This window comes from Mycobacterium kyorinense (assembly GCF_002101735.1).
Classification (GTDB): domain Bacteria; phylum Actinomycetota; class Actinomycetes; order Mycobacteriales; family Mycobacteriaceae; genus Mycobacterium; species Mycobacterium kyorinense.
Genome location: NZ_LQPE01000122.1, coordinates 21085 through 33836, shown reverse-complemented (window position 1 = coordinate 33836; position 12752 = coordinate 21085). Strand labels below are relative to the sequence as shown.

The window sequence follows — 12752 nt, the reverse complement described above, 5'->3', positions numbered from 1 at the left end:
CAAGGGCTTGAGGCCATCTTCCCTGTTCAGCACCCTCACATCGCAGATCAACGCGCCGACTTTTTCAGGCCGAAGTAACTAGGTAACCGTCTCAACGGCCCGCGACACGACGAAATGCACAGCCCGGGTGCACACTGGCAGTCGAGCAAAACATGGCTATTAAGCAGCTAAAACACCTGCAAGCGGTCTGCTCACCCTTTGGCGCTGGGCAGGACTTGTCACACCCTGCCGGTTGACTAGTTACATTGGGGTCACGAGAGGGAGGCACGGCAATGACCAGGGCGCTGAGCAGGAATGAAGTCGAAGTCGCGACACCGAACGACCTGCGGGCGGCGATCGACCATGCGTTGGCTCGCGCTGGCTGCACCTTCGACGAGCTGGCCGAGCAGGCAAAGACCGGTCACTTCGAGTCGATGCGCGCCAGGCTGGCATGGGTAGCCATCGGCGACCTGTATCGGGTTGACCTTGGCTCGGACGTTTGACCTCGCAAAAGAGTCCCAGCGGTTCAAACGCGAACTCGACGAGCTTCTTAATCACACTATTTGCGACGGGATCTCGCTTAAGTCGATTGTTACGTCGACATCGCCGCAGCGGACGGTGATCGGTTACAGGATCACCAAAGACAATCAGGACGTTACCGAGGGCATACCAGTTACTACTGGCGGTCGCGGGGCGCGGTTCTACTTGGGTTTGTCCATCCGGTTAGTCCCAGATGACAAACGGACACATCTGACAGTTGCCAGTTCGGTGATGATCCTGGCAACTGCGGCTGATGTCGCCGACGAGTCAAACATCTTGCTGCATTACGACTACGAGCGCGGCAAGGAGGATTATCCCGAGGCACATCTTCAAATCTGCGCATCGTCGGATGCTTGGCGTGATGCCGGCCGGCGACTTGACGGGAGGGAACGCCTCCTAGAACGGCTGCATCTGCCAGTGGGTGACAGGAGATTTCGTCCGACGCTGGAAGATTTGATTGAGTTTTTGATTCGGGAAAAGCTTGCCAAGCCACGTCGCGGTTGGGAATCGGCGATCGAGGCGAGCCGAGCCCGATTCCGAGACATGCAACTCAAGGCCGCGGTTCGCCGATACCCCGACACCGCTGTTTCGGAATTGGAGCGGCTCGGCTACACGATCACAAGACCTCGCGAGTAAATGGTCACAGCCACGGATTCCGCACTTGTTTGTCGGCACTTGGCTCAATTTGTGGCGCGGCGAATTGATCGGCGAGTTTGCCGGAGTCGAAGTAGTCACGCCATGCGGTGATCTTGCCGTCGTGCACCTCGAAGACGCCGACTACTGGTAAGTCAATCGTTCGCTCGGTGCCGACAAAGTGATCGACCCGTTCGACCATCACGACCGCGCCCGCGGCGACGATGTGTCGGATATCGACTGTCACATGTCCACCCATCGTCATGAAGCCCGCCACCGTCGCCGTAATTGCGTCCCGCCCTTGGACGGGATCCATCGGGATGTTGTGGTAGACGGCGTCTTCGCTGAAGAAGGACGCAACCCGAGCCGCATCCCTGTTCGCCCAGGCCGACGCGAAGACGTCCATGAACTCCTGGATCGTTTCCGTCGGAGTTGTCATTGGGTGCTCAGCAAGTCCAGCATCACGTGGCTGGCGATTTTCGCCCCGAACGGGATCGCGGCCAAGTCGACGAGGTAGTCGGGGCTGTGCGGCGAGTATGGGAACAGCTTGCCGGCCGCCAACGCGTTGGCGTACACCTGCGGATCGGCCACTCCGAGGAACAGGTAGCACAGCGGCACGTCGGCGTGCGGTCCCTTGAGCAGGTGGCAGTCCTCGGAGGCGGTCACCGGCGGCACGTTGGTCAGCACCTTCTCGGATCCGATCGCGCCGCCCAGCGTGGTCGCCACCCGCTGGGCAAGCGCGTCGTCGTTGACCAGCGGCGGGGAGCCGCTCTTCACGGTGATCGTCGGCAGCTGGTCGTCGGGCATCCCGTAGCTGCGGGCAATCCCTTCGCTGACAGCCTTCACACCGGCCAGCAGCTGCTCGCGGACCTGCGGGTTGAACCACCGCAGGTTGGCCTGCAGCAGTGCGTGATCGGGGATGACGTTGTGCGACGAGCCTGCCTGCACCGAACCGACCGTCAGCACCGCGGTCTCCTGTGGCGGGATCATCCGGCTGACGATGGTCTGGAACTCCACCACGGCCAAGGCGGCCATCAGCACCGGATCCTTGGCCAGCTGCGGCATCGAGCCGTGACCGCCGACGCCCTTGAACTCGATGTCGACCTGGTCGGTGCCGGCCATCCTTGCGCCACCTGAGGCGGCAAGCATGCCGACCGGAACCGGGGCGGTGTGCATGCCGACGAGGCAATCCGGTTTGGGCACCACGTCGTAGAGCCGGTCGTCGACCATGGCCTGCGCGCCGCCGATCAGTTCCTCGGCCGGCTGGCCGATCAACGCCGCGGTGCCCGACCATGCATCGGTCGTCGCCGTCAACACCCGGGCCATCCCCAGCATCCAGGCGACGTGCGCGTCGTGGCCGCACACGTGCGCGACGGGTGACTCGGTGCCGTCGCGCCTCACTCGCACCGTGCTGGCGTAGTCCAGTCCGGTGGCTTCCTCGACCGGAAGGGCGTCCATGTCGGCGCGGTACATGACGGTCGGCCCGGACCCGTTGCGCAGGATGGCCGCGACGCCGGTGCCGCCGATCCCGGTCGTCACCGCGAAACCCAACTCTGTCAGCGCCTTTGCCACGATTCCCGCGGTGCGGGTCTCGGCGAAACCCAGTTCGGGGTGGCGGTGAATGTCCTTGAATACTTCGACGAGGCGCGTCGTGTCGGCATCGACGAGCGTGTCGATGAGCTGTTGCGGCATTCTAGGCCTCCCTACGCACGCGAAACGTCATGTCGACCGTGGTCCCCGATGATGTGCAATCCATCTCGAGCCAGGTGGTGACCGCCCGGATCAGCAGCAGTCCCCGACCACGGTTACCCGGATCGGCGGGCGCAGTCTTCCACGAACCGCTGTCGACAACCCGCACCTGCACCTGCGCGCCGTCGCAGTGGGCGTCGACGCGAACCGTGCCCGGGTCCTGCCCCCGGTACGCGTGCTCGATGCTGTTGGCGCAGGCCTCGTTGACCGCCAGCACCACGTCGGCCACCAGATCGTCCGGGACGGCGGCTTCGCGCGCCCACGCGATGAGCCGATGCCGGATATCAGCCAATTCGACTGCGTCAGCCTTGGTTTCGATGCTCAGCGGTCGATAGGGCCTGCGGTAGACCACGATCGCGACGTCGTCGTCGTATCCGTCGGGCGGAGCCATCTTCTCCAGCGCGGCGTCCGCGACGGCGTCGGCCGACAGCGTCATCCCGTCGGCCACCACCCTCGCGACGCGCGCGATCCCGTCGTCGATCGATGAGTCGCGCCGCTCGACAAGGCCATCGGTGTAGAGCATCAACGTGGACCCCGGCGCTACCGTGACGGACGCCTGTCGGCGAGGACCTCTGCCGTGCACCGCAATTGGCACTGACTGGGCATCGGAGAGCAGCGTCGGCTCACACTGCGGTGCCACCAGTACGGCCGGCAGATGTCCGGCGCTGCTGTAGCGCAGCTCGCCGGATCCGGTGTCGAGAATCGCCACAAACACCGTGGTGCAGAACGCATCCGGGATGAATTCGGCCGCGACGTCGAGTTGTTCGAGCAGCATCTCGGGCTCGGCGCCGGTCAGCAACAGCGCACGCGCTGAGCTCCGCAGCTGACCCATCACCGCCGCGGCGGCCAGGCCGCGCCCGACGCAGTCGCCGACGATGATGCCTGTCTGATGTTCACCGACCGGCAGCACCTCGTACCAGTCGCCGCCGATCTCCAACGGCGGCACGGCGGGTTCGTAGCGGACCGCGAAGCCCGCCGGCGGATCGGTGGAGGGCAGCATGGCGCGCTGCAACGTCAGCGAGGTCTCGCGGGCGTTCTCGAACTGGCGGACATGCTGTATGGCCAGGCTCAGGTGACCGACCAGCACGGTGACCAACAGCCGATCTTCGGCGCTGATCCGCCGGGGTGTGCCCAACTCCAGCCACAACGCGACATCGGCAGTTCCGGACACCACCGCCACGATTCCGCGGGACTGTCCTGGAGTGTCCGCCCATTCCACCGTCTGCACGGTGAGTGGTAACTGGCGCCGCACATCCTGAAAGGTCTGCCGCAGCAGGGGATCCAGCTCGCGCCAGGTTGCGGTGACGGGTTCGCCCGCCACCAGCACCACCGGGTCGGCGCCGTTGGTGGTCCACAAGGCGGCCACCACTCGCGACACGCCGATCGCCGTTCGGCACTCGTCGAGCGTGATTGTGAGCACCTCTGCCACGCTTTTGGCCACGCCCACGGCGGTCGCCAGGCGTAGCACAGCGTTTTCCCGTGCCGCAAAAGCTCTTTCGGCGGTGATGTCTCGAATCGTGCCCACGTAGGCCACACCTTCGGTGCCGTGGGCGGTGACAGTGCTGATGTTCACCGCCACCCACACGAGTTGGCCTTCGCGGTTGCGAATCGGCGTCTCGTATTGGACCTGGTTCTCCGAGGTGAGCCGGGATTGTTGGGTTGCCGCGGTTTTCTTGTCGACCAGCCACGGGTGCGGCCACGGGTAGGGCACGCCGTCGGCCGGGTAGCCGGTGATCTTGGCGAAAGCCTCGTTGGCCTCGATGACCGCGCCGCTGTCGTCGGCGACGAAGAACCCCTCCTGCAGCGAATTGACGAGCGCGCTGCGGAACTCGTCGCGATCGGCGAGGTCGTCCGCGCGGGCCCGCTGCTCCTCGTAACGCCTTGTGCCGTCCAGAAATCCGCGTGTCGCCACGTCAAGTGGCACAAGCGTCTGCAGCAGGAATTCCAGCGCCGCCGATCGGTCGAAACCGGGCTCGGTCGCGAGCTCGCCCGTCAGCAGAACGTGCTTCTCGACGATGTCGAGCATGCTGACCTGTTCTTGCAGGGCGCGCCGCCCGAGTTCGTGGCCCACCGCGAGGTTGGCTTCGCTGCGCGCCTGCACATAGGTGCGCAGCGCGGCGGCGTACCGGACGTGAAACTCGTCGGCGCGGCTCATCCCGCGGTGCCTCGATGACGTGCGGCGAGCACCAGCGCGTCATCGGTCTGCTTGCTGTACCGGCTCAGGATCTGCTCGGCGATCACGATGCTGTGGGCGGCGAAGTCGATGTCGTCGAGGTGGTCTTCGGCGATTCCGTCGCTGGCGATGACGAGCAGGTCCCCGGGACGGATCGGCACTTCCTGCGCCGCTATCCCTTCGGGTAGCCGGTATCCGACAATGCCGCCGGCCAGGCGCGCTGACGACCGCACTTCGACGCCGCCGGGGTGTTTGGCGACGATGTTGGCGCTGACGTTGCCGATTCCGATCCACCGCAGCGTGTCCGCCGCGCCGAAGTCGATGCGCGCCAACGTCATCGCGGCACCCCTGGTGCCCGACAGCGCACGGTGGCAGTGCTGGACCAGCACGTCGAGCGGCTCGCCGCGGGCTTCCTGCAGCACCTCCACGCCGCACAGCGCCGCCGCGGCGGCTTCCTCGCCATGGCCGAGCCCGTCCAGCACCCCGATCAGCGCCCCGGCGTCGTCCACCGCGACCGCGATCGCGCGGTCGCCGCACACCTGCTCGCCCGGTCGCGGGCGTGACGCGGTCGCCCATTCCAGCGGCCCCAGCCGGCCGTTCTCACTCATTGGGCGGGATCCATTTCCACATCTCGACTATCGTCCCGCGGCCCGGTGTGGACTCCACGATCAGCCGGTCCATCAGGCGGCGAGCGCCGGGTAGACCCATACCCAGCCCGCGGCCCGTCGAAAACCCGTCCTCCAGAGCTCTTTCCACGTCGGCGATGCCGGGCCCGTCGTCTTCGGCGCGCACCACCAGCGCCTTGCGACCCTCCCGGTCTTGCACGGCAATTCGGACCTCGCCGCGCCCGGCGTAGCTGGTGATGTTGCGGGCGATCTCGGAGATGGCGGTTGCGATCATGGTCACGTCGGTCAGCGAGAAACCCAGTTCCCGGGCCAAGTGATGCCCTGCCTGCCGCGCGGCAACGATGTCGTCTGAGGTGACGATGTCGACTCGCAGGTCGACACCGACGTCATCCGCCACTGTCACGTCCGATCGACTTTCGCAGCGCCAGTTGCCGATTCAGCAGCGCGAGGCCCTCCTCGAGGTCGAGTGCCGTATACATGTCGTCGAACACCAGCCCCAGTTGGACCATCGCGAATGCAACCTCGGGCTGTAGGCCGACGATCACGGTGTCCGCGCCGCGCAGCCGGGTCATGTGCGCGATCGTGCGCAGCGACCGGGCGGCGAACGAATCCATCACGTCGATGGCGGTGACGTCGACGATGATGCCCTGCGCGCGGAACCGGCTGACCCGTTCCATCAGGTCCTGGCGGAGCCGCTCGGTGTCGGAGTCGGTGAGCGCGGCTTGCACGGTCGCGATGAGAATCGCGCCCTGCTTCAGGATGGGTACTGGCATGGGGCGCTCGTAGTGGAGGTGCTCACCCGCTCTGCTCGCCGGTGCGGGTGACTTCGTAACCCAGCAGCCGCTCGGCCTCTTCGATGCCGCCCTGTAGGTCGCCGACCGCGTTCATCTTCGAAAGATCCAGTCCGATCGTCACCAGGGTCAGCGCGATCTCCGACGACAGGCCGGTGATGATCACGCTGGCGCCCATCAGCCCCGACGCGTCGACGGTCTGCACCAGGTGGTTGGCGACGGTCGAGTCGATGGTGGGGACACCGGTGATGTCGATGACCACCACCTTGGCCCGGTTGGCCCGGATGGCGCGCAGCAGTTGCTCGGTGACCTGCCGGGCGCGCTGGCTGTCGAGGATGCCGATGATCGGCAGGATCAGCAGTTGCTCGCGGACCTGCAGCACCGGGGTGGACAGCTCGCGGATGGCCTCCTGCTGCTGGCGGATGATGCGCTCACGCTCTTGGACGAAGCTGACCGCCACCGTGTTGGCAATGCGGTTGGCGGCCGGCTCGTAGGCGTCGAGCACCCGGTTGAGCATCTCGAAGTCGGACTGGTACTTCTCGAACAGCGAGCGGGCGAGCACGTCGCGCAGCAGCAGCACGATGCCCACCACCTCGTCGGTCTCCACGCCCCGCGGGATGATGCGTTCGGAAAGGTCGCGCGCGTAGGCCTGCAGCGCTTCGACGCTTCCGGTCTCGAGCACCTCGACGTAGTTGTCGTAGACGGCGGTGGCTTCCGAGAAGATCTCCTCCGGCGTCATCGCGGTGAGCAACTGCGCTTCGGTGATCCGCTGGGCCCACTCCTCGCGCAGGGCGGTGCGGTTCTGCCGCAGGTGCTGCACCAGTTGCGGCAGCAAACCCTCGGTGGAGACGCCCACCGGCTGGCTGACAGCGGTGGTGCTCGCTAAGCCCGTCGACGGATCTGACATCGAACCTCCCGGCTCCTGCCTGCACCCCCCGGCGGTGGCCCGCACATGCTTTGCCCAGCGTAACCGACCGCCTCGCGGCAATGGTTGAAGTATTATTTCTGGAGTCTGCGACAGCGGGTTAGGGTCGGCACCACAGCTCGTCTTGCAGCTCAGCGCCGGACGAAGGATGGCGGTTGTCAGCTCCGGATCCGATCAGCACCTCAGTCGAGCACCTCGACGGCGTCGTGGTGCTCAGTGTCGGCGGCGAAGTTGATTTGAGCACCGCGCCGGCGTTCGAGACGGCGATCGACGAAGCGCTTGCCGAAGAGCCTGCGATCCTCGTCGTCGAGTTGTCCGGTATGGAGTTCTTGGCGTCCGCGGGTGTGCGCATCTTGGCGGCCGCACGCGAAAAGCTCGGCAAATCAGGTCAACTCGCCGTCGTCGCGAACAGTCCGGTGACACGGCGGCCGATCGAGTTGCTAGGCCTGGACAAGACCGTGGCGCTGTACCCGACGCTGGACGACGCGCTCACGGCGCTGCAGACGAGCGCCGAGGATTAGGCGGCTAAGGCGAGCGCAGCACCTGCCGGGCGATGGCGTACTTGTGCACTTCGGTGGGTCCGTCGTAGAGGCGGAAGGCGCGCATGTCGGAGAAGATCATGCCGACCGGTGTCTCGTCGGAGATGCCGATGCCGCCGAGGATCTGCACACAGCGGTCGGCGACTTTGAACAACTCCTCGGACACGTAGGCCTTGACCATCGAGCTTTCGTGCCGGCCTTTCGCACCGTTGTCCAGTGCCCAGCACGCCCACCAGATCGCCAGCCGGCATTGCTGCAGGGCGATCTCGTTGTCGGCGATCATGAAGCTCACGCCCTGGTGTTCGCCGATGGGTTTGCCGAACGCGGTGCGAGTCCGGGCGTGGGCCACCGCGATCGACTGCGCCCGCGAGGCGGCGCCCAGCCAGCGCATGCAGTGCGTCAAGCGGGCCGGCGCCAGCCGGAGCTGGGCGTAGCGCAGCGCGTGGCCCACCTCGCCCAGCACCGACGACGCCGGCAGCCGCAGGTCGGTGAAGCGCACCACGCCGTGGCCTTCGACGTAGTTGCGGTCCATCGTCGACATCACCCGCTCGAGTTCGATGCCGGGTGTTCGGCCGTCGCACAAAAACAGCGTCGGCCCGTCCGGGCCGTGCGGGTTCGGCGCGACCCGGGCCATGATGATCCACGTCCGCGCGCCGTGCGCCCCGGTGATCAGCCACTTGCGGCCGTTGACGACGTAGTGGCCGCCGTCGAACTCCGCGGTGGTGGCCAGCTGGTTGGGATCCGCGCCGGCGCCGTCGGGTTCGGTCATCGCGAACACCGACCGCTGCCTGCCGTCGATCACCGGCAGCAGAAACTCGTCGACCTGCTGCTGGTTGGCCACCTTGCCGAGCAGGTACATGTTGGCTTCGTCGGGTGCGGCGCAGTTGAGCGCCACCGGTCCCAGCGTCGACCAGCCGGCCGCCTCGAACAGCACTGCCTGCTCGCGGTGTGACGGCTCGCGGCCGCCGAACCGCTTGGGTGCCTGGAACGTCAGCAGTCCCGCGGTGCGGGCCAGCTCCACCAGCTCGGCGCGCAGCTCGTCGTCGGGGCCGTGCCGGGTCAGGCGCGGATCGGTCTCGTAGGGCACAACCTGCTCGACGACGAACGCCAGGATCTCGTCCCGCAGCGCCGCCAGCTCGGCCGGGATGTCGAAGTCAATCAACTCATGAGCTCCAGCGCTTGCTCGAACAGCTTGACGGTGGCGGCGTGCAGGTGGTCGCCGACCTCCTTGGGCGCCTTGCCCGCGCACGCCCGCGCCAGCGTGCCCTCGATGACGATGCCGAGCTTGAAGCAGGCCAGCACGGTGTACCAGGTGATGTGCGACAGGTCGCGGGTGGTGTTGGCCGCGTAGCGCTCCACCAGGTCCTCGGGGGCGGCCAGCCCGCCCATCTCGGTAAGCGTGTGGCCGAACACGCTCGATCCGTCGGACTGCCGCCAGGTGGCCAGCATCCAGCCCAGGTCCAGCAGCGGGTCGCCGATCGTGGACATCTCCCAGTCGACGATCGCGACGACGTCCGGTCCGGTGCGGGAGAACATCACGTTGGCGGCGTGGTAGTCGCCGTGCATGATGCCCGGCTTCCACTGCGACGGCCGGTTCTCCTCGAGCCACTTGGCGACGTCGTCGACGCCGGGAATGTCGGGACCCGGATAATTCTCGTACTCGTTGTAGGACTCGAGCTCCGAAAGCCACCGCGGCACTTGGCGTTCCAAGAAGCCGTCCGGCTTGCCGAAGTCGGCCAGCCCGACCGCGACGTGGTCGACGGCGCCCAGCTTGGCCAGCGCGTCGGCCATCGAGATCCCCATCCCGAACCGCACGCTGGCGTCGCTGGCATGCAGCGCCGGCAGCTCCTCGCCCGCGTTGAACCCGTCGACCGGCTCCATCAGGTAGAACACCGCGTCGCCGAGCAAGCTGGTGTCATCGCAGGTGGCGATCAGCCGCGGGTGTGGCACGTCGGTGCCGGCCAGCGCCGCCAGCACCCGGGTCTCCCGCAAAATCACCGTGTTGCTGCGCGGGCGCAGGTGTTGTGGTCCGCGCCGCAGCACGTATGAGCGGCCGGAGCGGGTGAACCGCAGCATGATGTTCTGGGTGCCGCCGCTGATCTCGGACACATCCTCCAGCGGGCCCTCGCCCAGGCCCTGCCGCGACATCCATTCCGCGACCGCTTCCAGGTTCTCCACGGTGGAAAAGCTACCGTCTGCGAGGATCGGCCTATGACGCCACCAGTGATTGAGCGTTGGCTGCAGGTCATCGAGAACGGCCGTGTCGACGAGCTGGACAGTCTGCTGGCCGAAGACGCCGTGTTCTACTCACCGGCGGTCTTCACCCCGCAGGAAGGCCGGCAGAAGACGGCGACTTACCTGCGGGCGGCGGCAAAAGTGTTCGGCGACAACGATTTTCATTACGTCGAGCAGTGGTACAAGGAGCGCTCCGCCATCCTCGAGTTCGCCGCGACCGTCGACGGTGTCTATGTCAACGGAATCGACATGATCCACTGGAACGACGACGGTCAGATCGTGTCGTTCAAAGTCATGTTGCGACCGCTCAAGGCGCTGCAGGCGATCATGCCGAAGATGGCAGAACTGCTGCAGCAGTGACCGATCGACCGGCCCGAGTCAGCGACGTGCATGAGATCGCCGCCGCGATGCCGCACACACGGCGCATCGAAGGACCGAAGGGCAACCCGATCTACCAGGTCGGCGGCAAGTCGTTCGTGTTCTTCCGCACCCCGCAGCCCGACGCCGCCGACCCTGAAACCGGCGAGCGATTCTCCGATGTGATCATGATCTGGGTGCCCTCGGAGAGCGATAAGTTGGCGTTGGTGCAGGACCCGGATTCGCCGGTTTTCACCACCGGCCACTTCGACGGCCATCCGTCGGTGTTGGTGCGGGCCAGCCGGTTGGCCGACGTCAGCAGAACCGAGCTGGCCGAACTTATCCAGGACGCGTGGCTGTCGCGGGCATCGAAGCGCCGGGCGGACCAGTGGCTGGCCGCTCATCGCACATCGTCAGAGGGGAGGTAACGGCGATGCCCAGGACCGACGACGACTCGTGGGACATCACCGAGAGCGTGGGATCGACCGCGCTCGGTGTCGCGGCGGCGCGCGCCGCGGAAACCGCCGGCGACAACCCGCTGATCCGCGACCCGTTCGCGCAGGCGTTCGTGGACGCGGCGGGCCGCGGAATGTGGAGCCTGTTCACCGATCCCGCGCTGCAGGCACAACTGATCGAGCGTGAACCCGAGCTGCGCAGCCGGATGCAGGTGATGGTCGACTTCATGGCCGTGCGGACGGCGTTCTTCGACGAGTTCTTTCTCGACGCCGCGGGATCCGGCGTTCGGCAGATCGTGATATTGGCGGCTGGTCTGGACGCGCGCGCCTGGCGGCTGCCGTGGCCGGACGGCACGACCGTGTATGAGCTCGAACAGGCAAAGGTGCTCGAATTCAAGTCGGCCACATTGCGCCAACAGGACGCCCGCCCGACGTCAACCTTGGTGAACGTTCCGGTAGATCTACGCCAGGATTGGCCAACGGCCTTGCAGCAAGCCGGTTTTGACCCGTCTCGGCCCACCGCATGGTCGGCCGAGGGGCTGGTCCGCTACCTGCCGGCGTGGGCACAGGATCTGCTGTTCGAGCGCATCGATGCCCACAGCGCGGCGGGAAGTTGGCTGGCGGTCAACGCACCCGCCCCGAATTTCCTCAACCCAGATCTGTTGGCCCGCCAGCGCGAGCAGGCCCAGCGCTTACAGGCGGCGGCGGCGGAGCTGCTGCACACCGAGTTGCCGAACACCGAGGACCTCTGGTACCCGGAGGAGCGAACAGACGTCGCCGAGTGGCTGCGTGAGCATGGCTGGCAGGTGTCGGCAACCGGCATGGCTCAGATGCTGGCTCGCTACAGCCGCGATGTGCCCGCTGAAGATGTAATGCCGCCAACGGTTTTCATCTCCGCGCAGCGGCCGGAATAACTCGGGCGTTTCGCCGCACCGGAATTCGGGTAAGGCAGGCCGATGAGTACCGCCGCACCCGAGCCGACACCCGAACGCGGGACGCCGCCAGAACCGCCCGAGCGGTTGACACCCGCGGAGCCGCCGGAGCGGCTGACACCCGAAGAACCGCCCGAGCGATTGACCCCGGCCGAGCCGCCGGAGGAATGACACCGACGGCATTCCGGTAGAGCCACAAGGAGCTGCCAAAAGCGCGATCGAGCCGTTAAGTCCTCCACCAGCTGGTGTTTGGAAATCTCCGATCTGGGTAAACACTGGCCCAGAATTTGTGCCCGGGCCAATGGAGGTCACTATGCGGTACGGCGGAATTATCAGCGTCATTGTGCTGATTTGGCTGATCATCGGCGCGATCGCGGTCTGGCAGCGCGGCTACTTCCAGGGCGAGGCAAAAACGTGTGCCACCGTTGGCAACATCGCACTGACTGTGATCGCCGGCCCGTTGAACTACGCGGGCGTAAACCCCAAAGTCAGTTGTCATTTGCCGGAACCCAGTTCGATGCCGGCAATCAACATCGAACATGTTGTTGGAATGGAGACATCATGATCGTCCTCGGAATCATTCTGCTGGTTCTCGGATATTTCTTGACGGTGCCGGTTTTGGAGGTGCTCGGCATCATCCTGCTGGTGATCGGCGCGGTGTTCTGGATCATGGGCAGCGTCGGCCGACCGGTCGCGGGCCGACGATACTGGTACTGACCAGCACTTGAACCGCTCACAGCGCGCGCATAGGATTCGCACAGCATCGACCCAGTCGGGTGCGCATACTAAGAAGTTGTGAGCCAACCCCAAGCGGAGCG

At 65.9% G+C, this 12752-nt stretch carries 18 protein-coding genes; 9 read left to right on the top strand and 9 right to left on the bottom strand.

Annotation, left to right across the window (positions count from 1 at the left end):
- Positions 1-272: 272 nt before the first annotated feature.
- Together AWC14_RS14815 and AWC14_RS14810 are read left to right on the top strand one after the other, a co-directional pair.
- Positions 273-482, top strand: a complete 210-nt coding sequence (locus AWC14_RS14815) for a hypothetical protein (protein WP_045376167.1) — start codon at positions 273-275, stop codon at positions 480-482.
- The gene (locus AWC14_RS14810; protein ID WP_045376164.1) at positions 466-1155 is read left to right on the top strand and encodes a hypothetical protein; all 690 of its coding nucleotides are present in this window, start codon (positions 466-468) and stop codon (positions 1153-1155) included. The genes AWC14_RS14815 and AWC14_RS14810 overlap by 17 nt, the downstream gene beginning before the upstream one ends.
- A 4-nt stretch (positions 1156-1159) precedes the next feature.
- On the opposite strand, the gene AWC14_RS14805 is transcribed toward AWC14_RS14810, so the two are convergent.
- From AWC14_RS14805 to AWC14_RS14775, 7 genes are read right to left on the bottom strand one after another with little or no spacing between them, the layout of a single operon-like run.
- Complete coding sequence (locus tag AWC14_RS14805) at positions 1160-1591, bottom strand: SgcJ/EcaC family oxidoreductase (protein ID WP_045376161.1); 432 nt, start codon at positions 1589-1591, stop codon at positions 1160-1162.
- Entirely contained in the window at positions 1588-2844 is a 1257-nt protein-coding gene (locus AWC14_RS14800) for an amidohydrolase (RefSeq protein ID WP_045376158.1), read from the bottom strand. The genes AWC14_RS14805 and AWC14_RS14800 overlap by 4 nt, the downstream gene beginning before the upstream one ends.
- Position 2845: 1 nt before the next feature.
- Positions 2846-5056, bottom strand: coding sequence for a SpoIIE family protein phosphatase (locus AWC14_RS14795; protein WP_045376155.1), 2211 nt, complete (start codon positions 5054-5056; stop codon positions 2846-2848).
- Positions 5053-5682, bottom strand: a complete 630-nt coding sequence (locus AWC14_RS14790) for a SpoIIE family protein phosphatase (RefSeq protein ID WP_045376152.1) — start codon at positions 5680-5682, stop codon at positions 5053-5055. Before AWC14_RS14790 ends, AWC14_RS14795 begins: the two co-directional genes overlap by 4 nt.
- A complete protein-coding gene (locus AWC14_RS14785; protein WP_045376149.1) occupies positions 5675-6097 on the bottom strand; it encodes an anti-sigma regulatory factor in 423 nt (140 codons plus the stop codon). Before AWC14_RS14785 ends, AWC14_RS14790 begins: the two co-directional genes overlap by 8 nt.
- The gene (locus AWC14_RS14780; protein ID WP_045376146.1) at positions 6087-6473 is read right to left on the bottom strand and encodes an STAS domain-containing protein; all 387 of its coding nucleotides are present in this window, start codon (positions 6471-6473) and stop codon (positions 6087-6089) included. Before AWC14_RS14780 ends, AWC14_RS14785 begins: the two co-directional genes overlap by 11 nt.
- Positions 6474-6495: 22 nt before the next feature.
- Complete coding sequence (locus tag AWC14_RS14775) at positions 6496-7398, bottom strand: STAS domain-containing protein (protein WP_045376143.1); 903 nt, start codon at positions 7396-7398, stop codon at positions 6496-6498.
- Between the two features lie 173 nt (positions 7399-7571).
- Here AWC14_RS14775 and AWC14_RS14770 point away from each other — a divergent pair, with 173 nt between their 5' ends.
- Positions 7572-7937, top strand: coding sequence for an STAS domain-containing protein (locus tag AWC14_RS14770; RefSeq protein WP_045376140.1), 366 nt, complete (start codon positions 7572-7574; stop codon positions 7935-7937).
- A gap of 4 nt (positions 7938-7941) precedes the next feature.
- Here the strand turns inward: AWC14_RS14770 and AWC14_RS14765 are convergent, their stop codons facing one another.
- Entirely contained in the window at positions 7942-9117 is a 1176-nt protein-coding gene (locus AWC14_RS14765; protein WP_045376137.1) for an acyl-CoA dehydrogenase family protein, read from the bottom strand.
- On the bottom strand, positions 9114-10103 hold the full coding sequence (locus AWC14_RS14760) for a phosphotransferase family protein (protein WP_045376206.1): 990 nt from the start codon (positions 10101-10103) through the stop codon (positions 9114-9116). The genes AWC14_RS14765 and AWC14_RS14760 overlap by 4 nt, the downstream gene beginning before the upstream one ends.
- 63 nt (positions 10104-10166) lie before the next feature.
- Between AWC14_RS14760 and AWC14_RS14755 the strand changes: the two genes are divergently transcribed.
- The 6 genes from AWC14_RS14755 (at position 10167) to AWC14_RS28250 (ending at position 12651) form a co-directional block, all read left to right on the top strand.
- Positions 10167-10550 carry a nuclear transport factor 2 family protein gene (locus AWC14_RS14755; protein ID WP_045376134.1) on the top strand — a complete coding sequence of 128 codons (384 nt, stop codon included), beginning with the start codon at positions 10167-10169 and terminating at the stop codon, positions 10548-10550.
- Complete coding sequence (locus AWC14_RS14750) at positions 10547-10975, top strand: MmcQ/YjbR family DNA-binding protein (RefSeq protein WP_045376131.1); 429 nt, start codon at positions 10547-10549, stop codon at positions 10973-10975. The genes AWC14_RS14755 and AWC14_RS14750 overlap by 4 nt, the downstream gene beginning before the upstream one ends.
- 5 nt (positions 10976-10980) lie before the next feature.
- Positions 10981-11916 carry a class I SAM-dependent methyltransferase gene (locus tag AWC14_RS14745; protein WP_045376128.1) on the top strand — a complete coding sequence of 312 codons (936 nt, stop codon included), beginning with the start codon at positions 10981-10983 and terminating at the stop codon, positions 11914-11916.
- A 42-nt stretch (positions 11917-11958) separates the two neighbouring features.
- Entirely contained in the window at positions 11959-12105 is a 147-nt protein-coding gene (locus AWC14_RS29005; protein WP_162835649.1) for a hypothetical protein, read from the top strand.
- A gap of 130 nt (positions 12106-12235) precedes the next feature.
- Positions 12236-12499: a hypothetical protein gene (locus AWC14_RS14740; protein WP_045376125.1), complete on the top strand. Its 264-nt coding sequence runs from the start codon at positions 12236-12238 to the stop codon at positions 12497-12499.
- Positions 12496-12651, top strand: a complete 156-nt coding sequence (locus AWC14_RS28250; protein WP_116373397.1) for a DUF6131 family protein — start codon at positions 12496-12498, stop codon at positions 12649-12651. The genes AWC14_RS14740 and AWC14_RS28250 overlap by 4 nt, the downstream gene beginning before the upstream one ends.
- Positions 12652-12752: the final 101 nt, after the last annotated feature.

What these genes read in the sequence shown, in the direction of transcription:
- AWC14_RS14760 (WP_045376206.1), bottom strand. Translation starts at nt 10,103, where the DNA reads ATGTCGCGGCAGGGCCTGGGCGAGGGCCCGCTGGAGGATGTGTCCGAG.
- AWC14_RS14815 (WP_045376167.1), top strand. Translation starts at nt 273, where the DNA reads ATGACCAGGGCGCTGAGCAGGAATGAAGTCGAAGTCGCGACACCGAAC.
- AWC14_RS14795 (WP_045376155.1), bottom strand. Translation starts at nt 5,056, where the DNA reads ATGAGCCGCGCCGACGAGTTTCACGTCCGGTACGCCGCCGCGCTGCGC.
- AWC14_RS14775 (WP_045376143.1), bottom strand. Translation starts at nt 7,398, where the DNA reads ATGTCAGATCCGTCGACGGGCTTAGCGAGCACCACCGCTGTCAGCCAG.
- AWC14_RS14780 (WP_045376146.1), bottom strand. Translation starts at nt 6,473, where the DNA reads ATGCCAGTACCCATCCTGAAGCAGGGCGCGATTCTCATCGCGACCGTG.
- AWC14_RS14745 (WP_045376128.1), top strand. Translation starts at nt 10,981, where the DNA reads ATGCCCAGGACCGACGACGACTCGTGGGACATCACCGAGAGCGTGGGA.
- AWC14_RS14755 (WP_045376134.1), top strand. Translation starts at nt 10,167, where the DNA reads ATGACGCCACCAGTGATTGAGCGTTGGCTGCAGGTCATCGAGAACGGC.
- AWC14_RS14740 (WP_045376125.1), top strand. Translation starts at nt 12,236, where the DNA reads ATGGAGGTCACTATGCGGTACGGCGGAATTATCAGCGTCATTGTGCTG.
- AWC14_RS14790 (WP_045376152.1), bottom strand. Translation starts at nt 5,682, where the DNA reads ATGAGTGAGAACGGCCGGCTGGGGCCGCTGGAATGGGCGACCGCGTCA.
- AWC14_RS14805 (WP_045376161.1), bottom strand. Translation starts at nt 1,591, where the DNA reads ATGACAACTCCGACGGAAACGATCCAGGAGTTCATGGACGTCTTCGCG.
- AWC14_RS14800 (WP_045376158.1), bottom strand. Translation starts at nt 2,844, where the DNA reads ATGCCGCAACAGCTCATCGACACGCTCGTCGATGCCGACACGACGCGC.
- AWC14_RS29005 (WP_162835649.1), top strand. Translation starts at nt 11,959, where the DNA reads ATGAGTACCGCCGCACCCGAGCCGACACCCGAACGCGGGACGCCGCCA.
- AWC14_RS28250 (WP_116373397.1), top strand. Translation starts at nt 12,496, where the DNA reads ATGATCGTCCTCGGAATCATTCTGCTGGTTCTCGGATATTTCTTGACG.